Source organism: Sulfitobacter brevis, assembly GCF_900112755.1.
GTDB lineage: Bacteria > Pseudomonadota > Alphaproteobacteria > Rhodobacterales > Rhodobacteraceae > Sulfitobacter > Sulfitobacter brevis.
This window is the reverse complement of record NZ_FOMW01000002.1, coordinates 161,262-187,183: the sequence shown is the minus strand read 5'-3', so window position 1 is coordinate 187,183 and position 25,922 is coordinate 161,262. Positions and strand designations below refer to the sequence as shown.

The 25,922-nt window shown below is 60.7% G+C and carries 31 protein-coding genes; 15 read left to right on the top strand and 16 right to left on the bottom strand.

Annotation, left to right across the window (positions count from 1 at the left end):
• Positions 1-18: 18 nt before the first annotated feature.
• The 3 genes from BM174_RS03415 to tyrS form a co-directional block, all read right to left on the bottom strand.
• Positions 19-501, bottom strand: a complete 483-nt coding sequence (locus BM174_RS03415) for an MOSC domain-containing protein (protein WP_093922432.1) — start codon at positions 499-501, stop codon at positions 19-21.
• Positions 501-1,256, bottom strand: a complete 756-nt coding sequence (locus tag BM174_RS03410) for a 3-hydroxyacyl-CoA dehydrogenase (protein WP_093922431.1) — start codon at positions 1,254-1,256, stop codon at positions 501-503. The genes BM174_RS03415 and BM174_RS03410 overlap by 1 nt, the downstream gene beginning before the upstream one ends.
• Before the next feature lie 127 nt (positions 1,257-1,383).
• A complete protein-coding gene (gene tyrS / locus BM174_RS03405; protein ID WP_093922430.1) occupies positions 1,384-2,634 on the bottom strand; it encodes a tyrosine--tRNA ligase in 1,251 nt (416 codons plus the stop codon).
• A gap of 65 nt (positions 2,635-2,699) precedes the next feature.
• On the opposite strand from tyrS, the gene BM174_RS03400 reads away from it, so the two are divergent.
• Positions 2,700-3,818 carry an anhydro-N-acetylmuramic acid kinase gene (locus tag BM174_RS03400; protein WP_093922429.1) on the top strand — a complete coding sequence of 373 codons (1,119 nt, stop codon included), beginning with the start codon at positions 2,700-2,702 and terminating at the stop codon, positions 3,816-3,818.
• A gap of 31 nt (positions 3,819-3,849) precedes the next feature.
• Here BM174_RS03400 and BM174_RS03395 read toward each other — a convergent pair whose 3' ends face one another.
• The 5 genes from BM174_RS03395 to BM174_RS03375 form a co-directional block, all read right to left on the bottom strand.
• The gene (locus BM174_RS03395; protein ID WP_093922428.1) at positions 3,850-4,740 is read right to left on the bottom strand and encodes a fatty acid desaturase; all 891 of its coding nucleotides are present in this window, start codon (positions 4,738-4,740) and stop codon (positions 3,850-3,852) included.
• 42 nt (positions 4,741-4,782) lie between these two features.
• Complete coding sequence (locus BM174_RS03390; protein ID WP_093922427.1) at positions 4,783-5,082, bottom strand: hypothetical protein; 300 nt, start codon at positions 5,080-5,082, stop codon at positions 4,783-4,785.
• A gap of 158 nt (positions 5,083-5,240) precedes the next feature.
• Positions 5,241-5,774 (bottom strand): GNAT family N-acetyltransferase, encoded by a 534-nt coding sequence (locus tag BM174_RS03385; protein WP_093922426.1) that lies wholly within the window; start codon positions 5,772-5,774, stop codon positions 5,241-5,243.
• Entirely contained in the window at positions 5,767-7,044 is a 1,278-nt protein-coding gene (gene eno, locus BM174_RS03380) for a phosphopyruvate hydratase (RefSeq protein WP_093922425.1), read from the bottom strand. The genes BM174_RS03385 and eno overlap by 8 nt, the downstream gene beginning before the upstream one ends.
• Positions 7,045-7,075: 31 nt before the next feature.
• Positions 7,076-7,981, bottom strand: a complete 906-nt coding sequence (locus BM174_RS03375; protein WP_093922424.1) for a DMT family transporter — start codon at positions 7,979-7,981, stop codon at positions 7,076-7,078.
• Positions 7,982-8,101: 120 nt separating this feature from the next.
• Here BM174_RS03375 and BM174_RS03370 point away from each other — a divergent pair, with 120 nt between their 5' ends.
• Positions 8,102-9,175: an AbrB family transcriptional regulator gene (locus BM174_RS03370; RefSeq protein WP_093922423.1), complete on the top strand. Its 1,074-nt coding sequence runs from the start codon at positions 8,102-8,104 to the stop codon at positions 9,173-9,175.
• Positions 9,176-9,316: 141 nt separating this feature from the next.
• On the opposite strand, the gene BM174_RS03365 is transcribed toward BM174_RS03370, so the two are convergent.
• Complete coding sequence (locus BM174_RS03365) at positions 9,317-10,015, bottom strand: NYN domain-containing protein (protein WP_093922422.1); 699 nt, start codon at positions 10,013-10,015, stop codon at positions 9,317-9,319.
• Positions 10,012-10,431 (bottom strand): Fur family transcriptional regulator, encoded by a 420-nt coding sequence (locus tag BM174_RS03360; RefSeq protein ID WP_093922613.1) that lies wholly within the window; start codon positions 10,429-10,431, stop codon positions 10,012-10,014. Before BM174_RS03360 ends, BM174_RS03365 begins: the two co-directional genes overlap by 4 nt.
• A 339-nt stretch (positions 10,432-10,770) precedes the next feature.
• Between BM174_RS03360 and BM174_RS03355 the strand changes: the two genes are divergently transcribed.
• The 3 genes from BM174_RS03355 (at position 10,771) to BM174_RS03345 (ending at position 13,305) form a co-directional block, all read left to right on the top strand.
• The gene (locus BM174_RS03355; RefSeq protein ID WP_093922421.1) at positions 10,771-12,087 is read left to right on the top strand and encodes a DEAD/DEAH box helicase; all 1,317 of its coding nucleotides are present in this window, start codon (positions 10,771-10,773) and stop codon (positions 12,085-12,087) included.
• A 2-nt stretch (positions 12,088-12,089) separates the two neighbouring features.
• Positions 12,090-12,329, top strand: a complete 240-nt coding sequence (locus BM174_RS03350; protein WP_093922420.1) for a hypothetical protein — start codon at positions 12,090-12,092, stop codon at positions 12,327-12,329.
• A gap of 79 nt (positions 12,330-12,408) precedes the next feature.
• Positions 12,409-13,305, top strand: coding sequence for a DMT family transporter (locus BM174_RS03345; RefSeq protein ID WP_093922612.1), 897 nt, complete (start codon positions 12,409-12,411; stop codon positions 13,303-13,305).
• Positions 13,306-13,326: 21 nt separating this feature from the next.
• Here BM174_RS03345 and BM174_RS03340 read toward each other — a convergent pair whose 3' ends face one another.
• The 4 genes from BM174_RS03340 to mazG form a co-directional block, all read right to left on the bottom strand.
• Positions 13,327-14,733 carry a protein adenylyltransferase SelO gene (locus BM174_RS03340; protein ID WP_093922419.1) on the bottom strand — a complete coding sequence of 469 codons (1,407 nt, stop codon included), beginning with the start codon at positions 14,731-14,733 and terminating at the stop codon, positions 13,327-13,329.
• A 3-nt stretch (positions 14,734-14,736) separates the two neighbouring features.
• Positions 14,737-15,186, bottom strand: a complete 450-nt coding sequence (locus tag BM174_RS03335; RefSeq protein ID WP_093922418.1) for a GNAT family N-acetyltransferase — start codon at positions 15,184-15,186, stop codon at positions 14,737-14,739.
• Positions 15,183-16,124, bottom strand: coding sequence for a nucleoside hydrolase (locus tag BM174_RS03330; protein ID WP_093922417.1), 942 nt, complete (start codon positions 16,122-16,124; stop codon positions 15,183-15,185). Before BM174_RS03330 ends, BM174_RS03335 begins: the two co-directional genes overlap by 4 nt.
• 84 nt (positions 16,125-16,208) lie before the next feature.
• Positions 16,209-17,039 (bottom strand): nucleoside triphosphate pyrophosphohydrolase, encoded by an 831-nt coding sequence (mazG, locus tag BM174_RS03325; RefSeq protein WP_093922416.1) that lies wholly within the window; start codon positions 17,037-17,039, stop codon positions 16,209-16,211.
• Positions 17,040-17,104: 65 nt separating this feature from the next.
• Here mazG and BM174_RS03320 point away from each other — a divergent pair, with 65 nt between their 5' ends.
• The 3 genes from BM174_RS03320 (at position 17,105) to BM174_RS03310 (ending at position 19,709) form a co-directional block, all read left to right on the top strand.
• On the top strand, positions 17,105-18,274 hold the full coding sequence (locus tag BM174_RS03320) for a M20 aminoacylase family protein (protein ID WP_093922415.1): 1,170 nt from the start codon (positions 17,105-17,107) through the stop codon (positions 18,272-18,274).
• Positions 18,275-18,277: 3 nt separating this feature from the next.
• A complete protein-coding gene (gene speB, locus BM174_RS03315; protein WP_093922414.1) occupies positions 18,278-19,246 on the top strand; it encodes an agmatinase in 969 nt (322 codons plus the stop codon).
• 64 nt (positions 19,247-19,310) lie between these two features.
• Entirely contained in the window at positions 19,311-19,709 is a 399-nt protein-coding gene (locus BM174_RS03310; RefSeq protein ID WP_093922413.1) for a DUF1499 domain-containing protein, read from the top strand.
• On the opposite strand, the gene BM174_RS03305 is transcribed toward BM174_RS03310, so the two are convergent.
• A complete protein-coding gene (locus BM174_RS03305) occupies positions 19,650-19,907 on the bottom strand; it encodes a hypothetical protein (protein ID WP_245766265.1) in 258 nt (85 codons plus the stop codon). The genes BM174_RS03310 and BM174_RS03305 overlap by 60 nt on opposite strands.
• A 91-nt stretch (positions 19,908-19,998) precedes the next feature.
• Between BM174_RS03305 and prfA the strand changes: the two genes are divergently transcribed.
• From prfA to BM174_RS03290, 3 genes are all read left to right on the top strand, one after another.
• A complete protein-coding gene (prfA, locus tag BM174_RS03300; RefSeq protein ID WP_093922611.1) occupies positions 19,999-21,054 on the top strand; it encodes a peptide chain release factor 1 in 1,056 nt (351 codons plus the stop codon).
• Between the two features lie 25 nt (positions 21,055-21,079).
• The gene (gene prmC / locus BM174_RS03295; RefSeq protein WP_093922411.1) at positions 21,080-21,922 is read left to right on the top strand and encodes a peptide chain release factor N(5)-glutamine methyltransferase; all 843 of its coding nucleotides are present in this window, start codon (positions 21,080-21,082) and stop codon (positions 21,920-21,922) included.
• 212 nt (positions 21,923-22,134) lie between these two features.
• Positions 22,135-22,950, top strand: a complete 816-nt coding sequence (locus BM174_RS03290) for a DUF4167 domain-containing protein (protein WP_093922410.1) — start codon at positions 22,135-22,137, stop codon at positions 22,948-22,950.
• Between the two features lie 74 nt (positions 22,951-23,024).
• On the opposite strand, the gene BM174_RS03285 is transcribed toward BM174_RS03290, so the two are convergent.
• On the bottom strand, positions 23,025-23,402 hold the full coding sequence (locus BM174_RS03285) for an RcnB family protein (protein ID WP_093922409.1): 378 nt from the start codon (positions 23,400-23,402) through the stop codon (positions 23,025-23,027).
• A gap of 262 nt (positions 23,403-23,664) precedes the next feature.
• Here BM174_RS03285 and queC point away from each other — a divergent pair, with 262 nt between their 5' ends.
• Genes queC through queF form a run of 4 tightly spaced genes read left to right on the top strand, consistent with a single transcriptional unit; the run spans position 23,665 to position 25,909 of the window.
• On the top strand, positions 23,665-24,366 hold the full coding sequence (queC, locus tag BM174_RS03280; protein WP_093922408.1) for a 7-cyano-7-deazaguanine synthase QueC: 702 nt from the start codon (positions 23,665-23,667) through the stop codon (positions 24,364-24,366).
• The gene (gene queD / locus BM174_RS03275; RefSeq protein ID WP_093922407.1) at positions 24,366-24,719 is read left to right on the top strand and encodes a 6-carboxytetrahydropterin synthase QueD; all 354 of its coding nucleotides are present in this window, start codon (positions 24,366-24,368) and stop codon (positions 24,717-24,719) included. Before queC ends, queD begins: the two co-directional genes overlap by 1 nt.
• Positions 24,716-25,426: a 7-carboxy-7-deazaguanine synthase QueE gene (queE, locus tag BM174_RS03270; RefSeq protein ID WP_093922406.1), complete on the top strand. Its 711-nt coding sequence runs from the start codon at positions 24,716-24,718 to the stop codon at positions 25,424-25,426. Before queD ends, queE begins: the two co-directional genes overlap by 4 nt.
• Positions 25,427-25,444: 18 nt before the next feature.
• Positions 25,445-25,909: a preQ(1) synthase gene (gene queF / locus BM174_RS03265; RefSeq protein WP_093922405.1), complete on the top strand. Its 465-nt coding sequence runs from the start codon at positions 25,445-25,447 to the stop codon at positions 25,907-25,909.
• Positions 25,910-25,922: the final 13 nt, after the last annotated feature.

Genomic DNA, 25,922 nt, shown 5'->3' with positions numbered 1-25,922 from the left:
TCACCCCGTTTGGCTGCATCACAGGGGGGTGATGACCGCGCCCGTGGTGATGGAACCACCGGTGATGATACGGCAGTTGAGCCCCGAGCGATGGGTCAAAAGCTTGTCGATCGTCTTGCCAGTGATCATATCGATATAGCGGCAGGGCGTATTGAGCCGCCCGCCTTCCAATACCACATCCCCGACCTTAAAGCGCCGTCCGACCAGATGGTTGAGCGGCACGTCGCGGGTGGTCAGGTTGCGGCGATGCTCAGAAGGGTCGAGGGTGATCCCATGATCGCGCAGCAGGGCTTCGAGTGTCTCGACTTCGATCAAAGTCACTTCTCGCACGTCAGGAAAGGCGGAATAGGTGCCAGTATCGATGCCCTGCGCATAGCGATCGCCTTCAATTCCGACGCCTGCCACCAAATCAGCGCTACTGTGTGCCACCATCGGCGCGCGGGCTTTGGGGGTGGTGTGAATGTGTAGCAGGCGGCCTTGCCAGTGCGCTGACACTGTCATCACCGCATCCTCAAGGCCCCATCAAGCCGAATGACTTCGCCATTGAGATAGCCCATTTCGACTATGAAACCGGCTAACCGCGCATATTCAGACGGGTTGCCGAGACGTGCGGGGTTGGGCACATCGGCGGCAAGACCCGCTTGGACGTCGTCGGGCAAGCCTGCCAACATCGGTGTGTGAAAGATACCGGGGGCAATGGTCATCACGCGAATGCCGTCTTTGGCCAGATCACGCGCCATCGGCAGGGTCATACCAACGATCCCGCCCTTGGAAGCGGCATAGGCGGCTTGGCCCTTTTGACCGTCATAGGCGGCGATTGAGGCGGTGTTGATGATCACGCCGCGCGCACCGTCAGGTTCGGGCTCGTTGCGGGCCATGGCAACAGCAGCCAGACGCGCCACGTTGAAACTGCCCACAAGGTTGATGTCGATGGTGCGCTGGAAAGCATCAAGCGGGTGCGGGCCATCGCGGCCGATGGTTTTGATGCCATAGGCAATTCCGGCGCAGTTCACTGTGACGGTGATGCTGCCCATCTGCTCAATAGCGAAGTGAATGGCAGCCTGTACCGAAAGTTCGTCCGTTACGTCGGTGGCGATAAAATGGCCGCCAATATCCGCGGCGACCTGCGGGCCACGGGTCTCGTCACGGTCGAGCAGTGTGACCTTGGCGCCATTTTCCGCAAGGTGGCGTGCCGTGGCTTCACCGAGGCCCGACGCCCCGCCTGTGACGATGGCGCATGTGGTTGCGAGTTTCATGGAATTTCCCCCCGATATGCAATTTTGCCGCAGATGATCATGGACGCGGCGGGGGTGCAAGAGGCGGCAAGGGCGGGCAGGCGATCACTCTGCCGCCCCGTTTGTGCAGGGCGGCAGAGTTTGTATTTTAGCCCAGTTGCACGAGCGCGTGGCGCTTTTTGCCAGCACTAAGCTTGATCGGCGCAGCAAGAGCGGCAGCGTCGATCATCAGGCCCGCATCGGTCAGCGGTGCATCGTCGATCCGTGCGCCATTTTCGGAGATCAGGCGCTTGGCCTCTTTGCCCGAACCAGCCAGACCGGCACGCACAATGAGCTGCACGATGGAAATCCCATCGCCCAGTTCCGCCGCGCTGAGGGTCAGTGTCGGCAGGTCATCCCCAACGCCACCACGTTCAAACACCTCGCGGGAGGTGGCCTCGGCAGTTTGGGCCGCCTCGGCACCGTGCAGCAGGCCGGTGACCTCGTTAGCCAATCGGATCTTGGCCTCGTTAATTTCGGATCCTGCGAGTGCGCCAAGGCGGTCACATTCATCGACCGGAAGCTCGGTGTAGAGCTTGAGGAAGCGTCCCACATCGGCATCGGTGGTGTTGCGCCAGAACTGCCAGAACTCATAGGGCGACAGCATATCGGGGTTAAGCCAGATCGCGCCGGACTGGGATTTGCCCATTTTCTTGCCGTCAGAAGTCGTCAGCAGCGGCGAAGTCAGGCCGTAGACTTCCCCGTCGATCACCCGGCGGGTCAGGTCGATGCCGTTAACGATATTGCCCCACTGATCCGAGCCACCCATCTGCAGGATGCAGCCGTAACGGCGGTGCAGCTCCATGAAGTCATAGGCCTGCAGGATCATGTAATTGAACTCAAGGAACGACAGCGATTGTTCGCGGTCGAGCCGTGATTTGACCGATTCGAACGACAACATCCGGTTGATCGAGAAATGCCGCCCGATGTCGCGCAGAAAGTCGAGGTAGTTCAGCCCGTTAAGCCATTCGGCATTGTCGATCATTAGCGCGTCGGAAGGGCCGTCGCCATAGGTCAGGTAGGCGCTGAATACCTTTTTGATGCCCGCGATATTATCGGCAATATCATCAGGGCCGAGCAGCGGGCGTTCATCGGCGCGAAAGCTGGGATCGCCCACCCTAGTGGTGCCGCCGCCCATCAGGGTGATCGGTTTGCCGCCGGTTTTTTGCAGCCAGCGCAACATCATGATCTGGATCAGCGATCCGACGTGCAGGGACTTGGCAGTGGCGTCAAATCCGATATAGCCGGGTTGGGCGCCTTTCATCAGGGCTTCGTCCAGACCTTGATAATCGGTGCAGTCGGCCAGAAATCCGCGCTGCATCATCACGGCGATGAAATCCGATTTTGGGTGATAGGTCATGAAGCTTGCCTCGTCAGTGAATTGCGGGGCAATCTATAGGCTGCGGGCAGACAAAGGAAAAGGCCATGAATAAGGCCATTGGTAAAACAGGCGTGGTAAGCGCATTGGGTGCGATGTCGGGCACGTCGCTGGACGGGGTCGATGCAGCAGTCGTGCGCACTGACGGGCATGATATCACGGGGTTTGGTGAGAGCCGCTATCGTGCCTATTCGGAGGCCGAGCGGGTTGTGATTGCAGCGGGCTTTGGCAAATGGTCTGGGGACGCGGTGACGGCCGCGGCGGCCGTGGTCGAGGCGGCGCATCTGGAAGTGCTGAATGGGTTTGACGCAGTTGATCTGATCGGCTTTCACGGCCAGACGCTGGCTCATGCGCCGCGCATGCAGGGCACCTTGCAAGTTGGCGATGGCGCGGTGCTGGCCGAGGCGCTGGGGCTGCCGGTGGTTTGGGATTTTCGCAGTGCCGATGTTGAGCTGGGCGGCGAGGGCGCGCCCTTGGCACCGTTCTTTCACCATGCCTGCGCCCGCTATGCCGGTATGACCGAACCAGTTGCGTTCTTGAACCTTGGTGGGGTCGGGAACCTGACATGGGTGGACCCGTCCTGTGCGCGACCCGAGGCGGAAGGTGCCTTGCTGGCCTTTGATACCGGCCCCGCCAATGCACCGCTGAACGATCTAATGCAGGCGCGTCTGGGCAAGGCCTATGACGAAGGCGGCAAGCTGGCGGCACGCGGCACCGTGGAGCAAGGCGCGCTGGAGCTGTTTTTGGCTGAACCGTTCTTTGCGAAGATGCCACCCAAGTCGCTGGACCGGAACGATTTTGCCGAGATGGTCGCCTTGGTCGGAGAGTTGGGTGATGCCGATGCTGCCGCGACGTTGACAGCGATGTGCGCCGCAGGCGTGGCCGAGGCGATGCAGCATTGTCCGACGCCACCGGCGCGGGTTTTGGTGACAGGCGGCGGGCGGCATAACCCTGTGTTGATGCAAATGCTGAAGGTCAGTCTGGATTGTTCAGTAGTGGCGGTCGAAGCGGTCGGACTGGATGGCGACATGCTGGAAGCACAGGCATTCGGGTATCTGGCAGTTCGGGTGGCGCGGGGGCTACCAACCTCTTGCCCGGGCACGACCGGCGTTCGCGCGGCTGTGGGAGGTGGCACGGTTTCGATGCCTTCGGTGCGGCGTGGCTAGGCAGAAAGTTTGCGATTTGCCAGAAGCAAGGTTAGCGCTTCAGGGATTGGGCGTAGATTTTGGTAAAGCTGCGGTAGCTGGGCGAGACGGATTTAAGGTGTGACGCGATTTCCGCGTGCAAGGATGGCAGGGCGTGGAATGGCACCATCGGCATTGCGTGATGTTCGGCGTGGTAGGGCATATTCCACGCCAGAAACCGCAGCAGGCGATTGGTGAGCGTAGTGCGGGTGTTTTCAAGCATATTGGCGACGGGCGGGCAGTGGCCGTGCTCGGCCAGCAGGTAAAGCCGCAAAAAAGGCTGGCCGATCAGGGCGGGTAGCAGCCACAGCCAGAACACCAACGGCGAGAATAACAGGGAAATCGCGGCGAAGCCGTAGAGGGCCAGCAGGATACTGGCGTCGCGGCGCATGGCGGGGTGTTTTCGGGACGGCAGGTAGGGCGCGGTGATGCGCCCTTGGGCGTGGTGCCAGAGCAGTTTCGCATTGCCTGCCCAATAGCCCCAGCCAGACAGATAGACCAGGTATTCCGGCCATGTGGTTGGGCGCGGATGGCCGGCTATCTCGGGGTCGCGGGCGGGATCATTGGTAAATTTGTGATGCGCCAGATGGTAGTAGCGAAACCATGTGAAGGGCAGCGCGATCAGCGGGGAGACTGCGTGGCCGACAATATCGCTGAGCCCTGTTTGGGCGAAGGGCGTTTTATGGGTGCATTCGTGGCTCAGCGTGAACAAAAATACCATCGTGATGCCGTAAGGTAGAAGCATAAGCGGCCAAAGCGGGGCTTGCACAGTGATGTAGGCCGCCATTGCCGCCAAAATGCCGAGGTGCGCTGCGAGATGGACCAGCCCGCGGATTTTGGACTGTGCAAGCAGGGCTGCCTTACGTTCGGGCGGCAGGGTGGCGATAAACTGGGCGTGATTCATAGGGTGTAAATTGCGTGCCTGATACTTGCTGTGCAAGCAGGATCAGCAGGAGGATTGCGGTGACCAACGAAATACCGGTTCGCCGCGCGGTCGGGTGATCTTAGTGACGCAGATGCGGTCACCGACGCGCAGGGACGGATAGTGTTTGATGGGCGCAAGAGCGACCTCGCCTGTGCTGGTGCGGGCCTGCATGTGCCAACTGTCCGGTCCGGCAGAATCGTCGCGATCTTCGATTGACAGCAGCGTTGCAGGCAAGAGCCGCTCGGTCCGCTGGCGGCTGTCAAAAAAGTAGAGACCTGCCAGCAGGGCGATGCCGAGATAGGGGATTAATCGACGGTTCATCGGGCGGTTTTCTTGGGTTGCGCTGCGCCATCCGGCATCAAAAGAAGAGTGCCGGGATTGGGCAGGAATGCGGTAGAGAGCAGCGGTATCATGGTGTAATGTTATGGAAAATTAGCCTGCCGTGCAAAATAATTGCGACCGTCATGCCAAAGATTAGATTACGCGTCGGGGGCCGCAGTGAGGGACAGCTCATAGAACACCACAAGGTCTTCGGCGAGTGCGGGCAATGGCTGGTAGGGGCCGCGCTGCTGGAAGCCCAAGGCAGAATAGAGGGCACGCGCCGGTGCGAATGATTTTGACGTGTCCAGCAAGACCTGCACAAAGCCATCGTTGCGGGCTTGGGCGATCAGGCCTTCGCAAAGCAAACGACCCGCACCCGTGCCGCGCGCGGCGTCGGTAACATAGAGGCGCTTGATTTCACTGGATGTATCGCTCAGCCGGTGGGACATGCCACAGCCGATCACTTCGCCATCGCGCTCTGCCATCAGGATGACACCGGACGGGCGGGCGTGGATTTGCGCCAGATCGTCCATCAGCAGGGCATATTTAGCCTGCGGATAGAAGGTCTCGGTCATGGCGCGTTCGGCGGGGGCGTAGTTCAGCAAGAAATCGCGGTACGCCCAGCACAGCGTGCGTACCGCGTTGATATCAGCCTCCGAAGTGGCCTGTCGGATGGTAACTGGCTTAGCCACGCAGGATGCTGCGCCCAGCGTAGGTGGCGGTCTCGCCCAGCATTTCCTCGATGCGGATCAACTGGTTGTACTTCGCCAGCCGGTCGGAGCGTGCGAGGCTGCCAGTTTTAATCTGGCCGCAGTTGGTGGCCACGGCGAGGTCGGCAATGGTGGCATCTTCGGTCTCGCCGGAGCGGTGCGACATTACATTGGTGAAGCCCGCGCGGTGGGCCATATCGACGGCGCGCAGGGTTTCGGTGAGCGTGCCGATCTGGTTGACCTTGACCAACATCGAATTGGCACTGCCGCGTTCGATGCCCATTTTCAGCCGCTCGGGGTTGGTGACGAACAGATCGTCGCCGACCAGTTGAACCTTATCGCCGATCCGGTCGGTCAGGGCCTTCCAGCCGTCCCAATCGTCCTCCGCCATGCCGTCTTCGATGGAGATGATCGGGTAGTCGCCCACCAAGGCCGCAAGGTAGTCTGCGTTTTCGTCGCTGGAGAGGGATTTCCCTTCTCCGCTAAGCTCGTAGCGACCATTCTTAAAGTATTCGGTCGCGGCGCAATCCAGTGCAAGGTAGATATCCTCGCCCGGCTTATAGCCCGCCTTCTCGATGGATTTCAGTATGAAATCAAGCGCATCACGGGTAGAGCTGATGTTGGGCGCAAAGCCGCCTTCGTCGCCGACACCAGTCGCAAGGCCAGCGGCAGAAAGCTCGCCTTTCAGGGTGTGGAAGACTTCGGCACCCATACGCACGGCGTCGCGGATGTTTTCCGCCGCGACAGGCATGATCATGAATTCCTGAATATCGATCGGGTTGTCAGCGTGTTCGCCGCCATTGATGATGTTCATCATTGGCACAGGTAGCACGCGGGCCGAGGTGCCGCCGACATAGCGATAGAGCGGTTGTGTGCAATAATCGGCAGCCGCTTTTGCGGCAGCCAGCGACACACCCAAGATCGCGTTGGCACCAAGGCGGGCTTTGTTGGCAGTGCCGTCAAGCTCGATCATCATCTCGTCGATCTCGACCTGCTCGGTAGCGTCGATGCCGACCAGTGCTTCGGCGATCTCGCCGTTCACGGAGGCGCAGGCCTCCAAAACGCCTTTACCCATATAGCGCGATTTGTCGCCATCACGGCGCTCGACGGCTTCATGCGCGCCGGTCGACGCGCCCGAAGGCACGGCGGCGCGGCCCATGGTCCCGTCTTCGAGGATCACATCGACCTCAACCGTGGGATTGCCGCGGCTGTCGAGGATTTCGCGGGCGTGGATGTCGATAATCGTGCTCATGGGGGTCTCCTGTTGCGGATTTGGCGGTGGTTTAGCCTGCCGGGCCGGGCTTGGAAAGGCTGACGGTGGTTAGGGGGCGTGTTTTACGCTCGCGCAGCACGGTATAGACGCCGGAGGCGACGATGATCGCGGCCCCGATCAGGGTGAAACTGTCAGGGGTCTCGCTGAAGACCGTGACCCCCACGACCAGTGCAAAGACCAGACGCGCATAGCGGAACGGCGTGACAAAGCTGACATCGCCAATGCGCATCGCAGCAACGATGCCGTAATAGGCAAAAAGCCCGATGATGAGGGCGCAGGCGATATAGGCAGATTGTGTGAGGTCCAGCCCGACATAGGGGGTCTGCGTTACCGCCATCAGCGCGGTGCCCGTGGGGATAAGCACGAGAAACCCCATAAAGCTGAGTTGCATCGAGGTGACCTGTGCCGGTACGCGGCGGGTCGCCAGATCACGGGTGGAGAGGCCAAGGACCGCGATCAGCGCCAGCAGCGACAAAGGCTGGAACGAGTCCATGCCCGGGCGGATGATCAGTACAACGCCGAACATCCCGACCAAAATCGCGCTCCAACGCCGCCAACCAACGGGTTCGGCCAGAAACAGCGCGGCACCAAGCGTCACCACCAACGGCGTCGCCTGCAGAATCGCAGAGGCGCTGGAAATCGGCGTGAGCGTGATGGCAGAGATAAAGGCCAGCGTGCCGATCATCTCGCCCGCGCCGCGCAGCATGATCGGACGAGAGAGGTAGACGCGGTCAAACAGGCTTTGCCCTTGGATCACCACGATGGCCCCAAAACCGATTGCGCCACCCACGCCGAGCATCGTCAATATCTGGCCGATAGGGACATGGCCATTCGCCAGCAACTTGATGAACATGTCCTCGATGGCAAAGCCAAGCATCGCCAGCGTCATCAGCAAAGCGCCACGCAGATTGTCCATCGCGGAAGTCCTTCAGGTAGGGAATTGGGAGGTCATAAGTCGTGCTGTCGCCATGGCCTTTTTGCGCTGCGGGGGCAAGGGGTATGGCAGCGCGCAGGCCAAGATGCTAGCACCACGCACATGAGATGGCCTTCCCTTTCACGCTCCCCCGCAGACACGGGGCTTACGGTTTTGCTTGCCGCTTTCGGAGCTTGGCTGGCATGGGCGCTATCGGCGCCAGTCTATATGTTGCTGGGCCCTGCTGTCGCGGTCAGCCTTGCCGGTTTGGCGGGCATGCGTACGGCGATTGATGCGCGGTTGCGCGATGGGTGCTTTGTTATTCTGGGCGTCACCGTAGGGGCGGGGTTTGATGCGGATGCGCTGGCGGCGATGGTGCGCTGGCCTTTGGCGTTTGTGCTGATGGGGGGGGTGATTGTGTTGATCCTTGTGGTCAGTCGCATGGTGCTGACGCGGTGGTTCGGCTTTGACGCCCGTTCGGCCTTGCTGGCCGCGGCGCCGGGGCATTTGAGTTTTGTGATCGCCATGGCCAGCAGCATCGGCAGCGATGTTGCGCGGATTTCGATCACCCAGTCGGTCCGGTTGTTGTTATTGACCTTGGTGGTGCCGTTTCTTGCCATTGCGATGGGAGTCGATGTCTCGGGTAACATCGCGCCGCTGGGGGCTGAAATGGCGCCCCTGCGTATGGTGTTGCTGTTCGCGGCCGCGGTGCTGACAGGGCTGGCATTCAAACGCTTTTCGGTACCTGCACCTTTGTTGCTGGGTGCGATGGTGGTCTCGGCGCTGGGGCATCTGACTGGCGTGACAGCAGGCGTGTTGCCGCAATGGCTGGTGTTGCCTGCCTATCTGGTCTTGGGCGCTTTGATTGGCACGCGGTTCTCCGGTGTCACGCCTGCGTTGTTTTTCAGCGGGTTGGCGGCGGGGCTGACGATCACGGCCATTGCGGTCGGGCTCGCTGGCCTGGGCGCGCTGCCCGTGGCTTGGGGGCTGGAGATGCCGATAGCGCATGTGTTGGTCGCCTTTGCCCCTGGCGGGTTGGAGACGATGATTGCCATTGGCGTGGTCCTGAACGTGGTGCCGGGCTTTGTTGCGGCCTGCCATATCATGCGCTTGGTGGTGCTGAGTATCGTGCTGCCTTGGATGTTGGCGCGCTTGTCACGGCAGGCAGCGCAGCCCGACGGAGACCGCGTAATTTAACCTGCAATCCAAGTACCAAAACGCAGGCTAGGACGGCGGGGTGCCTGCCATCCAAGAAGCCCAAGGGTCGGCTTCGGCCTCTACTTCGGCTTCGCTCTTTTGCTGTGCCGCTGGCGCCGATGCGGTTTTGCCATCCGTGAGCTAATCTTTGGGACGGACCATCATCCGGTTGCCGAGCTTCTGGGTCTCCAGCGTATCAAGCGCCGAGACCAGTGCGCTGAGTTTGCCGTAGCCATAGGTGCGGCTGTCAAAATCGGGGTGACGGGCCTGAATGGCTTGTCCGATCTGGCCGAGGTTGTACCAGTCGTCCTCGCTGTCGATCTTGTCAAAGGCCTCGCGGAACAACGGCAGCGCTTTGTCCGCTGCACTGCCTTTTACGGGGACGGCAGGTGCGTCTGGGTCAGGAATATTCTCGATCAGAATGAAACGGTTGTAGACGTTGCGCAGGGACTCGTTGGTCTTTTGCTCGCCAATACCGATCACCGTAAGACCGTCTTCGCGCAGGCGATTTACAAGAGCGGTAAAGTCGCTGTCCGAGGACACGATGACAAACATATCGAATTTGCCCGAATGCAGGATGTCCATTGCATGGATCACCAGCCCGATGTCGGTGGCGTTCTTGCCGCGCGAATTGTTGGTTTCCTGATGGGCGACCAGCCCGAGCGTGCGGATCGGCTCGCGCCAGCCTTTAAGATGCTCGTTCGACCAGTCACCGTAAACGCGGCGCAGCGCAGGTTCACCGATAGAGGCCACTTCACGCATGATCTTGGCGGCATGTTTGGCAGGCACGTTATCGGCGTCGATCAATACGGCAAGCAGAGGGCGGTCACGGTCGGTCATGTCGGGTCCTTTTTGAGCGGCACGCCATAAAGCTCGAGCCGGTGTCCACGTAGTTCATAACCCAGCTTGGCTGCGATACGTTCCTGCAAGGCTTCGATTTCGGCGTCGACGAATTCGATCACCTCGCCGGAGTTCATGTCAATGAGGTGGTCGTGATGCTCACGCTCGGCATCCTCGTAGCGTGCGCGCCCGTCGCCAAACTCGAGCTTGTCGAGAATACCGGCCTCTTCAAACAGCTTTACCGTGCGGTACACCGTCGCGATCGAGATGCCCGCATCGCGCGCCACGGCGCGGCGTAACAGCTCTTCGACATCGGGGTGGTCGACAGCATCTTCAATCACCTGCGCAATGATACGCCGCTGGCCGGTCATGCGCAGGCCCATGGCTTCGCAACGGTGGATGATCGGTTTGCGCATGTCTCGCCCCTTGTCGCACGGGCTTTCGATGTAGCGGGATTTGGCCAAAGGTGCCACCGGCATTTGGGGCAAGAAGGTTGACATGTGGCGCAATGCAGCCCATGTGGAGGTCAAGCGATGCCTTCTGCCGCGTGAGCAGCCCGGATCCTTGCTGAATTTAGCAGGACCGATATCAAGGCCCGCCGATGTTCCCAAAATCACGCGTGGGGCCAAGCGCAATGGACAGGTGTAAGGCATATGGCCTGCGCCTGCGATCCGTTTTGCGTTACCCTGCGGCGCCTTTGAAGGGCGCGGCAAAGCGATGGGGCAAGGCCAAGGCCGGTGCCCGGAAAGACGACGATGAGCGATTTTGATATGATGGGCCTGCCCAAGAAACTTGTGGCACGGCTAACTGAAATGGGTCTGAAAGACCCGACTCCGATCCAGCGACAGGCGATTCCACACGGGATGAACGGCCGTGACGTGATGGGCCTTGCCCAGACTGGTACCGGCAAGACAGCGGCCTTTGGTGTGCCGTTGGTGGCCCAGATGATGGCCATGGAAGGCCGCCCGAACCCGCGCTGCGTGCGTGGCCTTGTTCTGGCCCCGACCCGCGAGCTGGCGACACAGATTTCCGTGAACCTGCGCGACTATGCCAAGGGATCGTCCTTGCAGGTGGCGATGGTTGTCGGCGGGCAGTCGATCAATACCCAGATCAAGCGTCTGGGCGGCGGCGTTGACCTGTTGGTCGCCACGCCGGGCCGTTTGCTCGACCTGATGGACCGCCGCGCGGTTCGTTTGGACGAAGCATCGTTTCTGGTGCTCGACGAGGCGGACCAGATGCTCGACATGGGGTTCATCCATGACCTGCGCAAGATTGCTTCCGTGATCCCGAAGAACCGCCAGACCATGCTGTTCTCGGCGACCATGCCCAAGCTGATGAACGAGATTGCAAACACCTACCTGCAAAGCCCGATCCGTATCGAAGTCTCGCCTCCCGGCAAGGCCGCCGACAAGGTTACCCAAGAGGTGCACTTCATCGCCAAGGCGGAGAAGACCAACCTGTTGATCGAGCTTTTGACCAAGCACAAGGGCGAGCGCGCTTTGGTGTTCGGACGGACCAAGCACGGTTCGGAAAAGCTGATGAAGACGCTGGTTAAGGCGGGTTTCGACGCGACCTCGATTCACGGTAACAAGTCGCAAGGCCAGCGTGACCGTGCGATTGAAGGCTTTAAAAAGGGCGATCTGACCGTTCTTGTGGCGACTGATGTGGCGGCCCGTGGTCTGGATATTCCCGATGTGAAGCACGTCTATAACTTTGAATTGCCGAACGTGCCTGACAACTATGTGCACCGTATTGGCCGGACCGCCCGCGCGGGCAAAGACGGGGCTGCAATCGCATTCTGCGCGCCTGACGAGATGGGCGAATTGAAGGCGATTCAGAAGACTATGGGTATTTCGATCCCCGTGGCCTCGGGCCGTCCGTGGGAAGCGATGGAAATCCCTGATAAGCCCAAGGGCCGTGGTCGGGGCGGTCGCCCTGGTGGCGGCGGTGGTCGTCCGGGTGGCGGCGGCGGTGGTCGTCCTGCGGGTGGCGGCGGTGGCGGCGCTAAATCAGGCGCAGGTCGCAGACGCAGCAGTGGCGGCGGCAAGCCGGGCGCGCAAAAGGTCGCGTGACCATGCGCAAGCTGACCCTTGGTCTGCTTTATATTCTCGTGGCGGCGCTGGTATCAGTGCCGCCACTTCTTGCTGTGCTGGTGCTGGACACCTGCACGGAGGGGGCCGAGGTGTCCTGTCGCGGATTGAGTGGCAGCACGTGGTTCGGCGGGGAAATGGCCTTGATCTGGATGTCACCGCTGGTTGTCGCGGCGGTTCTGATATGGGTGATATTCCGGCTTCGGCGCGGGACGACGACGTAAAGAACAACGCCCGCTCTGCTGGTCCGGCCAAGCCGGTTTGCACATTGACAACCCGCTGATCTTGGCTGCTTTTGACGCCATGGAACGTAAATCCCATATAGATACATTCGGCACCGTGGCACTGATCGCCTTTTCGTTGAACCTCGGGTTCAACCAAGTGGTGGTGAAGGTAACCGGCGACGGGTTGAACCCTGTTTTCGCGGCGGGCCTGCGCTCGGTCGGGGCGGTGGTGGTTTTGCTGATCTGGATGCGCCTGCGGGGGGCCAGCTTCTCTGTGCCGCGTCGCGCTTGGGCGGGCGGGGTCATAACGGGCTTGCTGTTCGTCATTGAATTCACCGGCCTGTTTGTGGCGCTAGATCTGTCGACAGTGAGCAGAGTATCGGTGATCTTCTATTCGATGCCAGTCTGGCTGACGTTAATGGCGCATTGGTTGCTACCGAGCGAGCGTTTGACGCGGCTCCGGCTGGCAGGGTTGGGAATGGCGATGGCCGGTGTGGCGCTGGCCTTGAGCGACCGCAGCGGCGGGCATGTCAGTTGGGCGGGTGATATCATGGCGTTGATGTCGGCACTGAGCTGGGCCGGTATCGCGCTGTGTTTGCGGATCACCCCGCTGTCCGAGGTGCCGCCCGCGCCGCAACTGTTGTTTCAAGTGGTGATATCAGCGCCGATCCTGCTGCTTCTGGCGCCGCTTTTCGGACCGCTGGTGCGGGAGTTTGAGCCGGTGCATCTGGCGGCGCTGATCTATCAGATTTTCGCGGTGGCGAGTTTCGGCTATCTGGCGTGGTTCTGGCTGCTTAAAATCTACCCCACGTCCTCGGTGGCTTCGTTCAGCTTTTTGTCGCCGGTGATTGCGGTATTGCTGGGTTGGTTGCTGCTGTCTGAACAGGTGGCGTTGTCGGTTTGGGGGGCGCTGTTCTTGGTGGCGGCCGGGATTTACCTGATCAACCGCAAGCCCCGCTTGCAAGCGGCGGAGTAAGTTTTCTCGGCCAAATAAAGCTTAGGTGCCGCAGAAAGTCGCGGGGACGATTTCATCTTCGGTTGGCGGGCGTTCGAGCGTCGGGTCGGTTGATGCGTAAGGTGTGGCCAGCGCGGCCATCAATTTGGTGAACGGTTCCATGTCGCCCGCGACGGCGGCCTCGATCATTTGCTCGATGCGGTGGTTGCGCGGGATGACGGCGGGGTTGGCGCGATTCATGGCCTCGGTGTCAGGGGCAGCGCCGAGCCGCAGTTTCCATTTGCTTTCCCAAGCGTCGAAAGACGCGCGGTCGGTGAAGTGATCGCGGGCTTGCGCAGTAGGCAGGGCGCGGAAGGTATTGGTGAAGTCGGCGCTGTCTTGTTGCATCAGGGTAAGCAGTTCCTGCACCAGCCCCAGATCATCAGGTTGTGGGGATGTGACGCCGATTTTGGCGGCAAAGCGGCGGAGCCATGCGGCTTCAAGTTGGCCGGGCATTGCCTCGACGATCTCGGTGGCCTCGGCGATGGCGGCGTCTTTGTCATCAAGCTGTTGGATCAGGCTGGTGGCCAGTTGGGCCATGTTCCAAACCACGATATTGGGTTGGTTACCATAGGCATAGCGGCCCTGCGTATCGATCGAGGAGTAGACGCGGCCGTTGTGAAACCCGTCCATAAAGGCGCAGGGGCCATAGTCGATGGTTTCGCCGGAGATGGCGCAATTGTCGGTGTTCATCACGCCGTGGATGAAGCCCACGGACAGCCATGCTGCAACCAATTCGGCCTGTGCCGCACAGACGGCGCGGAGCAGCCCAATCGGGCCATCTGCGTCGGGATAGTGGCGGGCGATGGCATAGTCGGTGAGGGTGCGCAGGTTGTCGACCTCGCCGCGATGGGCGAAAACCTGAAAGGTGCCAACGCGCAAATGGCTGCTTGCCACACGGGTCAGCACAGCGCCGGGCAGCCCGCCGGCTTCGCGAAATACCGGCTCGCCGGTGGTGACGGCGGCCAGCGCACGGGTGGTGGGGATGCCGAGAGCGTGCATCGCCTCGCTCACTACATATTCGCGCAGTACTGGCCCAAGCCATGCACGACCGTCACCGCGACGCGAATAGCGGGTCGGGCCGGAGCCTTTGAGCTGGATATCGCGGCGGATTCCATTGGTGTCCACAACCTCGCCCAGCAGGATCGCGCGGCCATCTCCCAGTTGCGGGTTATACGTGCCGAACTGGTGGCCTGCGTAATTCTGCGCCAGCGGCGCGGCGCCTTCGGGGATCTGGTTGCCGGAGAACACCTGCGCGAGGTCTTGGGCGCCACCTTCGGTGATGCCGAGCAGCAATGCGAGATCGCGGTTATAGGCCAGCAGGGTCGGGGTCTTCACGGGCGTCGGATCTTGCCGCGTGAAAAAGCCATCTGGCAGGGTGGCATAGCTGTTGTCAAAGGGGATGTGCATAGGTCAGAGCGTCCGTGACATGAGCATATATTGATCGCGCGGCTTAAATCCGGCGCGGGTGTAGAGCTTGACGGCGGAGGCGTTTGAGCGGTCGACCTCAAGATGCACGGCGCGCAGTCCGCCTTGGGCCAGTGCCCGTGGCAGCGCCAGCAGCGCCTCGGAGGCAACGCCACGCCCACGCACCCCGGGGCGCACGTAAAGCTCGTCGATGATTGCATCGAGACCGCCAAACTCCACCGACCAGCCAAAACAGATCACGACATAGCCGATGGCCGCCCGTGGCGGGCCAATCAGATAAACGGCACCATGCGGAATGCCATCAAGCAGCGGTGCAAGGCCACGGCGACGGGCCTCGTCGGTCATCTTGATCCCCGCTTCCTCATGAAACGCCGTGACCAGCGTGACGAGTTTATCGAGATGGTCGGGCGCACCGAGGGTGAGAGAGGCGCTCATAGCCGCGCCAGACGCTCGGTCAACAGGGTGAAGAAGCCATCGGCGTCCAGATCGTTGATGAAAGTCGCATTGGCGGGACGGTCGGTGACGCGCCACCAATCGGCGACGGTCATGCCCATCGTCAGTTCCGATTGGGTCTCGATCTCGACGTTGATGTGGCGGCCAGAGAAAAGCTCGGGATTGATCAGGAAGGCGGTCACGCAAGGGTCGTGCAAAGGCGCGCCTGCCGAGCCGTATTTCTCGATGTCGAAGCGCTCGAAAAAATCGGTCATCTGCGCCACAGCGGTGCCGACCTGCGTGCCAAGGGCGCGAAAGGCGTCGTTGCGCGGTTTGGTGACCAGCGCCTTGTGCGTCACGTCCAGCGGCATCACCACTATAGGTATGCCTGATTTAAAAACAATATCAGCGGCTTGCGGGTCGACGTAAATGTTAAATTCTGCCGTCGAGGTGATGTTGCCACCCTCGAAATAGCCGCCCCCCATCAGCACGATCTTTGCGGCTTTCTCGGCGATATCGGGGGCTTTTTGCAGGGCGGTCGCGATGTTGGTCAGGGGCCCCAGCGGGCAGAGTGTGACCGTGCCAGCGGGATGGGCGCGCAGGGTTTCGATGATGAAATCGACTGCATGGCCTTCGGCGAGCGGCATAGTCGGGTCGGGCAGGTCGGGGCCATCAAGGCCGGATTTGCCGTGCACATGCTCGGCGGTCACCAGATCGCGGCCCAGCGGGCGGTCGCAACCGGCAAAGACTTTGATATCGGGGCGTCCTGCCAGTTCGCACACGATCCGCGCGTTCTTTGAGGTCAGATCAAGCGGCACATTTCCCGCAACGCAGGTGATGCCCAGTACCTCGATCTCTTCGGGGCTGGCCAGCGCCAGCAGGATCGCCACGGCGTCGTCCTGTCCGGGATCGGTATCGATGATGATTTTTTGGGGCGACATCGCACTTCTCCTGTTTGGCGGCTGTGTAGGGCATATCGGGCACAACGAAAAGAGCGCGGCAGGCTGCGCTGCGGATTTGGCCGATCACATCGGCGTGGATTTGCCAGCGCGTTCATTGGCTTTTACCGCGTCCCACAGTGCATCCATCTCGGCCAGATCGCTTTGATCGGGGGTTTTGCCCGATGCGGCCAACCGCGCTTCGACACCTTCGAAACGACGGGTGAATTTTGCATTGGCGGCACGCAATGCAGCTTCGGGATCAATACCCAGATGGCGGCCCAGATTTGCCATGACAAACAGCAGATCGCCATATTCCTCAAAGGTTTCCGTCTCGGTCAGGGTATCGCGGGCCTCGACCAACTCCTGCGCCTCTTCGACGATTTTGTCGATCACCTGATCGGTGGAAGGCCAGTCAAACCCCACACGCGCTGCACGCTTTTGCAGCTTGTAGGCACGCAGCAGGGCGGGCAGGCCGACGGCGACACCGTCCAGCGTGCCACCCTGCGCCTTACCTGCACGCTCGGCGGCCTTGATCGCCTCCCAGTCGCGGGTCTGTTGCTCGGCTGATTTATCGCGATCTTCGTCGCCGAAAACATGTGGATGCCGAGCGACCATTTTGTCAGAGATGCTGCGCACTACGGATTGAAAGCTGAACAATCCCGCCTCTTCGCCCATCGCGGTATGATAGACCGATTGCAGCAGCAGATCGCCCAATTCGCCTTCAAGCTCGGCCCAGTCCTGCCGCTCAATCGCGTCGGCGACCTCATAGGCTTCCTCGATGGTATAGGGCGCAATGGAGGCAAAATCCTGTTCGATATCCCACGGGCAGCCCGTCTTGGGGTCGCGCAAACGGCGCATGATTTCGAGCAGCCGTTCAATGCCTGCGCCTTGGTCGTGAATGAGGTCGTCAGCCATTGCAGCTTGGTCCTGTCTGGTGTCAGATGCGCACCTGACCAATTTCGCACCAAGGAGTCCACCCCATGCCCGTCGTCAACCGCATCGCCGATTTCGCGTCTGATATGACCGCGTGGCGACGCCACCTGCATACGATCCCCGAACTGTCCTTCGATTGCCCCAAAACGGCGGCGTTTATCAAAGAACGGCTGGAGGAGATCGGGGTCGACGAGATCCATGATGGCATCGCGCAGACCGGCATTGTGGCGATCATCAACGGGCAGGGTGCTGGCGGCACTATTGGGCTGCGCGCCGATTTCGATGCGCTGCCGATCACCGAGGATACCGGTGTCGACTATGCCTCTACCCATCCCGGCAAGATGCACGCCTGTGGCCATGATGGCCATACCGCGATGCTGCTGGGTGCGGCGAAATACCTCGCGGAAACGCGCAATTTCTCGGGGCGTGTGGCGCTGATTTTCCAGCCTGCCGAGGAAGATGGCGGCGGCGCAGAAGTCATGTGCCGCGAGGGCATAATGGAGCGTTTCGGGATTACCGAAGTCTATGCCTTGCACAACACACCGGGGCAGGACGTTGGCAAGTTTCTGACCACTCCTGGCCCGATCATGGCGGCGGTGGACACTGCAACAATTCACATCACCGGGCGTGGCGGCCATGGCGCGATGCCGCATGAAACGATTGATCCGGTCGTCGCGGCTTGTTCTATCGTGCAGGCGATCCAGACGATCATCAGCCGCAACACCGATTCCGCGCAAGAGCGGGTGATCTCGGTCACGCAAATCCATGCAGGCAGCGCCAGCAACGTGATCCCCGAAACTGCGATGGTGCAGGCCACTATCCGCACTTTCGACGCCGACACCCGCGCGCTGATCCAGCGCCGGATGGAGGAGATCGTGCAGGGTCAGGCGGCAAGCTTTGGCCTGACCGCAAAGCTCGACTACGAGATCGGCTACCCCAGCACCGTCAACTCGGTCGAACAAACCGCCTTTGCCGCCAAGGTAGCGCGCGATGTGGCGGGTGATATCGGCGTTGATGCGGCGTTCCCCAAGGTCGCAGGAGCCGAGGATTTCTCTTATATGCTGGAGGAGCGGCCCGGTGCCTATCTCTTCCTTGGCGCGGGCGAAGGGGCAGGGCTGCACCACCCCAAATTTAACTTCAATGACGATATCGCCCCCGTCGGTGCCTCGTTCTTTGCGCGGTTGGTTGAAACCGCCCAACCGCTGGCGAAAGGCTGAGACATGGCTTTGGAAGATGCGAAAACCCAGATTGATCAGGCGTTTACCCGCGAAGATCTGAAGGGTCCGAGCTTTGAAAACGCTTTTGGCGGGGCGACGTCGTTCCTGCGCCGCCGTTACACCAAGGATCTGACCGGCGTCGATATTGCCGTGACGGGCGTGCCCTTTGATCAAGCAGTGACCAACCGTCCCGGCACGCGGCTTGGCCCCCGTGCGATCCGTGAGGCGAGCACTCTGCAGCCCTACGATCCGCCTTATGGCTGGGATTTTGACGTGCTCAGTGAATTTGCCATAGCCGACTATGGGGACCTCGCGTTCGATTACGGCCACGTCAGCCAGTTTCCCGACACGTTGACCGCGCATATTCGGGGCATTCTGGATGCCGGCGCGGCCAGTGTGGTGCTGGGCGGCGATCACTATATCAGCTTTCCGATCCTCAAAGCCTATGCCGAAAAATACGGGCCGATCAGCCTGCTGCATTTCGATGCGCATTCCGACACGTGGCCGGACGATGACATGACCCGGATTGACCACGGCACGATGTTCTACAAGGCGGTTAAATCGGGCGTGATTGATCCCGCGACCTCGGTGCAGGTCGGTATTCGCACGACCAACCCCGATACGATGGGCGTGACCACCATTGACGCCCGCGAGGTCCATGAAAAAGGTCCCGTAGCGGCGGTGGAGAAGATCAAAGCGGTGCTGGGCGACCGTCCGACCTATCTGACCTTCGACATTGATGCGCTTGATCCGGCATATGCGCCGGGCACAGGCACGCCGGTGTGGGGCGGGCTGACGTCGGCGCAGGCTTCGATCATGCTGCGTGATCTGGCGGGGATCAACATCATGGGCGGCGATGTCGTCGAGGTCTCGCCGCCATTTGACACGACAGGCGCCACGGCGATTGCAGGCGCCCATGTGGCGACGGAAATCCTGTGCCTGTTGGGCGCGCGGATGCGCAAATCCAAATAAGACCAATACAGCACTGCGCAAACCCCTGCGCGGCGCTGCGATAAAGGAAAAGGAATTGTTAAAGATGATAGGCTGGATCTTACTGCTGCTGGTGATTGGCTTATTGGTCTATGTGCGGATCGCTCCGTCAGATGCCAAACGCTGGAATGCGGAAATTGACGCCACTCAAGACAGCACGACCGCAGGAAGCGCCACGCGGGTGATTGTCGGGGACGCCGCTACATTCGCCCGTATCCACCGCGCCGCTTTGGCGCTACCCCGCACCGAAATCCTTTCCGGATCGGTCGAGGATGGCAAAGTGACCTATATCACCCGCTCAAATGCTATCGGCTTTCCCGATTATACCACTGTGCAACTGATCGGCGATCAAATCCGGATGTTCGCCCGCCTGCGCTTTGGCACGTCAGATCTGGGCGTCAATCGTGGCCGTCTGGAACACCTCGTCAGGGCTGCTCAACCCTGAGGAAAGACAGCCCTTTTGTACCTCGCGCCACATCGGCACGTTCAGCGACATCTGGCACTGCGCCATAAACATGCGCCCGTCGACTTGCAGGCAAATCGTCTCGCCCAACTCAACGCGGTTGTGGTTGCGATCGGTGCAATAACAGTCCGTCGTTTTATGCTCCTGCGCCTTCACATCTGAAAGAGCAGGCAGGATCATCAGCGCGAGGATCAATACAAAGCGAACCATGTGCCATGTTACCACGGCTCTGCCTCTTGACCAAATCATTCTCATCAGCGACAGCACCCCTATGATCCCAATGGACCGCCTTGAACAAATTTCGCAACGCTTCCAGTATCTGGAAGCGTCGATGTCGGCCGGCGCGGACGGGGCGGACTTTGCCCGCATCGCCAAGGAATATTCCGATCTGCGCCCTGTGGTGGAACAGATCGACGCCTATCGCCAGCTTTTGCGCGACATGGACGAGGCCCGCGCCATGCTGCGCGACCCTGAAATGGCCGAGCTGGCCGAAGAGGAATTGCCGCGCCTGAAGGCCAAGTTGCCCAAAGCCGAAGCCGCGTTGCAGCTGTCCTTGCTGCCGCGCGATGAGGCCGATGCCAAACCTGCGATGCTGGAGATACGGCCCGGTACGGGCGGGGATGAGGCTGCGCTTTTTGCCGCCGATCTGCTGCGCATGTATCAACGCTACGCCGAGGCGAAAGGCTGGAAGGTTGATCTGATCGAAGAGCAGATGACCGAGCTTGGCGGCGTCAAGGAAGTGGTCGCGCATATCACCGGTCGCGACGTCTTTGCGCGGCTAAAATACGAATCGGGCGTACACCGCGTGCAGCGGGTGCCGAGCACCGAAAGCGGCGGGCGTATTCACACCTCTGCGGCGACCGTCGCGGTACTGCCCGAAGCTGAAGATGTGGATATCGAGATCAACGCCAATGATCTGCGGATCGACACGATGCGATCGTCCGGCGCGGGCGGCCAGCACGTCAACACCACCGATTCCGCGGTGCGCATTACCCACTTGCCAACTGGCATCGTGGTGACCTCCTCCGAAAAATCCCAGCACCGAAACCGCGATAAGGCGATGCAGGTGCTCAAAGCGCGGCTTTATGACATGGAGCGTAACCGCGTTGATAGCGAACGCTCGGCCAGCCGCGCCGCACAGGTCGGCTCCGGCGACCGATCCGAGCGGATTCGCACCTATAATTTCCCGCAAGGCAGGCTGACCGACCACCGCATTAACCTGACGCTGTACCGGCTGGATGCGGTGATGCAGGGCGATCTGGACGAGATTGTCGATGCGCTGACCGCAGATGCCCAAGCGCAGATGATGGCCGAGATGAGCACATGAGCGCGCCCACTGCTGAGGTATCTCGATGAGCGCGCCTACGGCGGCGATGGCAATGGCGGCGGCAGCAGCACGGTTGCGGGCGGCGGGGGTGCCGGACCCTGCGCGGGATGCGCGGATTTTGCTGGCCCATGCGGCCTCGGTTGATGCGGCGCGGGTCACATTGATTGCCCCCGAAGAGATTGCCCCCGAGATCGCCGAGCGGTTCGAGCATCTTGTCGCTTTGCGTGCCGTGCGGGTGCCGGTGTCACAACTCGTTGGCGCGCGGGCTTTTTATGGCCGTGATTTCAAGATCAGCCGCGACGTGCTGGACCCACGCCCCGAATCGGAAACCCTGATCGAGACCGCGCTGGCGGAGCCATTCACACGGATGCTGGACCTCGGCACCGGATCGGGCTGTTTGCTGGTCACACTGCTGGCCGAACGCCCTGACGCCACGGGTATGGCGGTGGACCTGTCAGAAGCGGCCTGTCTGCAAGCCAGCGCCAATGCGGTGCTGCACGGAGTGCAGGCGCGGGCCGAAATTCTGCAATCAGACTGGTTCGAGCATGTCGAGGGACGGTTTGATCTGATCGTCTCGAATCCCCCCTATCTGGCTGCCGAAGAGATGCTGACTGTCGCGCCGGAACTTGCCTTGCATGAGCCGCGCATGGCGTTAACGGACGAATTCGACGGGCTCAGCGTCTACCGGATCATTGCCGCACAGGCGCAGGGTTACCTTACCCCCAAGGGGCGCGTGATGGTCGAAATCGGTTGGCAGCAAGGCGATGCGGTGCGGCAAATCTTTGAAAACGCTGGCTGGGGCAGAGTAACGCTAGCTACTGATCTGGACGGTCGGGCACGTGTTATTTGTGCAGACCGGCCTGCGTAAATCGGTAAAAAGCGTCTTTGTGGCAGAAAATATGCGACTTTACCCTTGCCGTGACCGCATCTGCGTGTTTATTCAGGGGTGTTGCAGCGGTGGATGCCAATCGGCGGTCCCGCGCGGCGTTATGCCCAACATATCGAACAGCCGGTTCTTTTTGGCGACTTTATCGCCGCCCGGTCTATACGAACACCAGCATTGAAGGCTGAAAACATTTCATGAAATCCTCCAGATCACGGTCCCGGTCTAAGAATAACCGCAACCGCCAACCGCAGGGCGGCAACGTCGTCAACCGCGTGTTCGACAGTTCCGGCCCCGAGGGCAAAGTGCGTGGCACGCCTCAGCAGGTCATCGAGAAATACAATCAGCTGGCGCGAGATGCCCATCTGAGCAACGACCGCGTTGCCGCCGAGAACTTTCAGCAGCACGCTGAACATTACCTTCGGATGCTCAGCGAAGCGCAGCGCGAAATCGACCAGCGCCGCGACGATCAGGAGCGCCAGAACCGTGAGCGTCAGGCCGAGCGGGATCGTGAGCGGCCCCAGCAGGGCGATCACGGCCAGCAGCAGGGCGATCAGGGTAACCAGCCACAGCAGGGCAACCAGCAGCAGCAGGGCAACCAGCAGCAGCAGGGCAACCAGCAGCAGCAGGGCAACCAGCAGCAGCAGGGTAACCAGCCGCAGCAGGGCAACCCGCCGCAACAGAACAATCAGCAGCAGGGCAACCAGCAGCCGCAAAGCAACCAGCCGCCAAGCGAGCCGCAAGGCGATGCGCCGCAAGAAAACCAGCGCCGCCGCAGCCCCAGACGCAACGAGCGCAAAGACAGTGGCGATCAGCCGCAGCCGGATCTCGCGCAGACACAGCAGCCGGACGCCGATGCGAATGACGCTGGTGATCAGGACAGCGGACTGGTCGAGACACCCGAGAGCAAGCCCAAGCCCAAGCGCGCGCCCCGTCGCAAAGCCGCGCCAAAGCCAAAGCCAGAGAGCGAACCGAGTGCCGATAACGGCGACCAGCCCGAAGCAGCCGAGTGATTTGAGATATTAAAAAGGCCCCGTTCATCGGGGCCTTTTTTCGGGCCTATGGCCAAGGCGGCGCGTCTGCGCAGTTAGTTGATCAGCGCCTTTGCAATCAGACTAGCAGCCGTCGCCAGATAAATGTCGTTGCCACTAATCAGATAAACTTCGTTGCGGCGCGGGCTCGGCAGGCCACGGCGGTGCCAGTCTTGAACCACCACTACCTTCTTGCGATCAAACCGGTGCCCGACTGCATATTTGTGCTGACGCCCGTGGGACTTGGCTTTGACGCTCTTGGCGGCATGGCTGTGACGTGAAGACTGCACATATTGAACAGGCTCCCTGCGATTGTGATCGCTACGCTCGGACTGTGCCTCTCGCGCAGATGTGCGCCGCGTGTCGGCCTGTGCGGGTGAGGTCGCGGCAAAGATCGCAATGGCGATCAGGCTGCTATTGATGAATTTGCGCATGTCATGCTCCTGCTCTGTTGTTTGGGCGACCCTCTGTTCGGGGCCGCATAGAGGTCAAACGCATCCGCACCGCGCTTCCGTCGCCAAAGGCTGCATATTTAATGCCTGCGCGCGTGAAACCGCCGATGCAGTCGCGCAGAAGTGGTATTACGTCAGCTAAGCTGACTTTTATTCTCCCCGCCTCTTGGATTTTGAGATCATGTCCCTTAACACCGCCCTTTCCGGTCGCAGCCTACCCGGACAACAAAACAAGGGTTACGAAATGAAGACGATAGTCATCTGCTCCGGCGGACTCGATTCCGTGTCGCTCGCCCATATGGTCGCGCAGGAAAACCAGCTTACCGGCCTTGTGTCGTTTGACTACGGTCAGCGGCACCGCAAAGAACTTGATTATGCCGCGCTCTGTGCTGTGCGGTTGAATGTACCTCACGATATTATTGATCTGCGCAGCATCGGCGCGGTTTTGTCCGGCTCGGCGCTGACCGACGATATCGACGTGCCCGATGGCCATTATGCCGAGGAGAGCATGCGCGTCACCGTGGTGCCCAATCGCAACGCCATCATGCTGAGCATCGCCTTTGGCGTGGCCGCAGCGCGGGGCGATCAGGCGGTGGCGACGGCGGTGCATGGCGGCGACCATTTCATCTATCCTGACTGCCGCCCTGCCTTCACCCAAAGCTTTGAAGTCATGCAAAAATACGCGCTTGAAGGCTATGCCGAGGTGGCGCTTTATACGCCATTCGTGCACCGCACCAAGGCCGATATCGTGACAGCGGGGCAGGAGCATGACACGCCGTTTGACTTGACATGGTCCTGTTATAAGGGCGGCACCGATCATTGCGGGCGCTGCGGTACTTGCGTGGAACGGCGCGAGGCCTTCCATCTGGCGGGGGTTGCAGATCCGACACCCTACGAAGACCCTGATTTCTGGGCTGACGCGATCACGGCCAAGGTGGCAAGCTGATGTACCGGATCACCAAGGAATTCCACTTTTCAGCGTCACACCAATTGGAGCATTTGCCCGACGGGCATCAATGTGCGCGGTTGCACGGCCATAACTATGTGGTGGTGGTCGAACTGGCATCGCCCGAGCTTAACGCCGACGGTTTCGTGCGCGACTACGGTGAGCTGAAACCACTGAAAACCTATATCGACGGCACCTTTGACCACCGTCATTTGAACGACGTGCTGGCGGTGCCCTCGACCGGAGAAAACATGGCGAAACATTTCTATGATTGGTGCGCTGCGCGTTGGCCGGAAACCACCGCTGTCAAGGTCAGCGAAACCCCCAAGACCTGGGCGGAGTATCGACCATGAGCAAGTTGCGCATTGCCGAGATTTTCGGCCCCACCATTCAGGGCGAAGGCGCCCTGATCGGCGAGCCGACCGTATTTGTTCGCAGCGGTGGCTGTGATTACCGCTGCACATGGTGTGACAGCATGCATGCCGTCGATCCGGTCCACCGCCATGAATGGGCCGCGATGACCACGGATGCAGTCTGGGGCGAGGTCAGTCGGTTGTCAGGGGGTGGGCCGTTGATAGTAACGCTGTCAGGCGGCAACCCCGCGATCCAGGATTTCGGCCCGCTGATCCGTCGCGGCAAGCGCGTCGGCTATCGTTTCGCCTGCGAGACCCAAGGCTCGCTCGCCAAATTGTGGTTCTCCGAGTTGGATACGCTGGTGCTCAGCCCCAAACCGCCCTCCAGCGAGGAGACTGTGGACTGGGTGGCCTTTGATGCCTGTCTGGAGGCGGCTAAGGGCTGTGGCAAGGTCGTAATGAAGATCGTGATTTTTGACGATCTCGATTACGGCTGGGCGCGTGTCGTGGCTGAGACCTATCCCGATCTGCCGCTGTTCTTGCAGCCCGGCAATCCGGACGTGGACCCCGACGTGGCGGTTGATCCGCAGCAGGTCGCGGACCGCTTGGAATGGCTGGTAGGTAAAGTCATCGAAGACCGCTGGTACACGGCACGGGTGCTGCCGCAGCTTCATGTTTTGCTTTGGGGCAACAAACGCGGGGTCTGATCCCCGCATCAGGAGAGTTTGATGGAAACGATTTACAGTAACCTGACCCAATTGGGTGGTGCGACTGAATTGCCTGCCTCGCCCGAGACCGCTGTGCTGGAGCGGGTCGCCAATCCGCAGGCCGATGTCGACTACTGTGTGCGCTTTACCGCGCCGGAGTTTACCTCGCTCTGCCCGATGACAGGCCAGCCCGACTTTGCCCATCTGGTGATCGACTATGTGCCGGACGCCTATCTGGTGGAGTCGAAATCACTCAAGCTGTTCTTGGGGGCATTTCGCAACCACGGCGCGTTCCATGAGGATTGCACCGTTTCGATTGCGCGGCGGTTGGTCGATTTCCTCGGCCCGCGCTGGCTGCGGATTGGTGGTTATTGGTATCCGCGCGGCGGTATTCCGATTGATGTATTCTGGCAGACTGGCGCGATGCCGCAGGGGGTGTGGATCCCCGATCAGGGTGTGCCGCCCTATCGCGGGCGCGGCTAGGCCGGCGACCGGT

Coding starts and splice junctions, on each gene's coding strand:
- BM174_RS03415 (WP_093922432.1), bottom strand. CDS start 501: ATGACAGTGTCAGCGCACTGGCAAGGCCGCCTGCTACACATTCACACC.
- BM174_RS03410 (WP_093922431.1), bottom strand. CDS start 1,256: ATGAAACTCGCAACCACATGCGCCATCGTCACAGGCGGGGCGTCGGGC.
- tyrS (WP_093922430.1), bottom strand. CDS start 2,634: ATGACCTATCACCCAAAATCGGATTTCATCGCCGTGATGATGCAGCGC.
- BM174_RS03400 (WP_093922429.1), top strand. CDS start 2,700: ATGAATAAGGCCATTGGTAAAACAGGCGTGGTAAGCGCATTGGGTGCG.
- BM174_RS03395 (WP_093922428.1), bottom strand. CDS start 4,740: ATGAATCACGCCCAGTTTATCGCCACCCTGCCGCCCGAACGTAAGGCA.
- BM174_RS03390 (WP_093922427.1), bottom strand. CDS start 5,082: ATGAACCGTCGATTAATCCCCTATCTCGGCATCGCCCTGCTGGCAGGT.
- eno (WP_093922425.1), bottom strand. CDS start 7,044: ATGAGCACGATTATCGACATCCACGCCCGCGAAATCCTCGACAGCCGC.
- BM174_RS03375 (WP_093922424.1), bottom strand. CDS start 7,981: ATGGACAATCTGCGTGGCGCTTTGCTGATGACGCTGGCGATGCTTGGC.
- BM174_RS03370 (WP_093922423.1), top strand. CDS start 8,102: ATGAGATGGCCTTCCCTTTCACGCTCCCCCGCAGACACGGGGCTTACG.
- BM174_RS03365 (WP_093922422.1), bottom strand. CDS start 10,015: ATGACCGACCGTGACCGCCCTCTGCTTGCCGTATTGATCGACGCCGAT.
- BM174_RS03360 (WP_093922613.1), bottom strand. CDS start 10,431: ATGCGCAAACCGATCATCCACCGTTGCGAAGCCATGGGCCTGCGCATG.
- BM174_RS03355 (WP_093922421.1), top strand. CDS start 10,771: ATGAGCGATTTTGATATGATGGGCCTGCCCAAGAAACTTGTGGCACGG.
- BM174_RS03350 (WP_093922420.1), top strand. CDS start 12,090: ATGCGCAAGCTGACCCTTGGTCTGCTTTATATTCTCGTGGCGGCGCTG.
- BM174_RS03345 (WP_093922612.1), top strand. CDS start 12,409: ATGGAACGTAAATCCCATATAGATACATTCGGCACCGTGGCACTGATC.
- BM174_RS03340 (WP_093922419.1), bottom strand. CDS start 14,733: ATGCACATCCCCTTTGACAACAGCTATGCCACCCTGCCAGATGGCTTT.
- BM174_RS03335 (WP_093922418.1), bottom strand. CDS start 15,186: ATGAGCGCCTCTCTCACCCTCGGTGCGCCCGACCATCTCGATAAACTC.
- BM174_RS03330 (WP_093922417.1), bottom strand. CDS start 16,124: ATGTCGCCCCAAAAAATCATCATCGATACCGATCCCGGACAGGACGAC.
- mazG (WP_093922416.1), bottom strand. CDS start 17,039: ATGGCTGACGACCTCATTCACGACCAAGGCGCAGGCATTGAACGGCTG.
- BM174_RS03320 (WP_093922415.1), top strand. CDS start 17,105: ATGCCCGTCGTCAACCGCATCGCCGATTTCGCGTCTGATATGACCGCG.
- speB (WP_093922414.1), top strand. CDS start 18,278: ATGGCTTTGGAAGATGCGAAAACCCAGATTGATCAGGCGTTTACCCGC.
- BM174_RS03310 (WP_093922413.1), top strand. CDS start 19,311: ATGATAGGCTGGATCTTACTGCTGCTGGTGATTGGCTTATTGGTCTAT.
- BM174_RS03305 (WP_245766265.1), bottom strand. CDS start 19,907: ATGATCCTGCCTGCTCTTTCAGATGTGAAGGCGCAGGAGCATAAAACG.
- prfA (WP_093922611.1), top strand. CDS start 19,999: ATGATCCCAATGGACCGCCTTGAACAAATTTCGCAACGCTTCCAGTAT.
- prmC (WP_093922411.1), top strand. CDS start 21,080: ATGAGCGCGCCTACGGCGGCGATGGCAATGGCGGCGGCAGCAGCACGG.
- BM174_RS03290 (WP_093922410.1), top strand. CDS start 22,135: ATGAAATCCTCCAGATCACGGTCCCGGTCTAAGAATAACCGCAACCGC.
- BM174_RS03285 (WP_093922409.1), bottom strand. CDS start 23,402: ATGCGCAAATTCATCAATAGCAGCCTGATCGCCATTGCGATCTTTGCC.
- queC (WP_093922408.1), top strand. CDS start 23,665: ATGAAGACGATAGTCATCTGCTCCGGCGGACTCGATTCCGTGTCGCTC.
- queD (WP_093922407.1), top strand. CDS start 24,366: ATGTACCGGATCACCAAGGAATTCCACTTTTCAGCGTCACACCAATTG.
- queE (WP_093922406.1), top strand. CDS start 24,716: ATGAGCAAGTTGCGCATTGCCGAGATTTTCGGCCCCACCATTCAGGGC.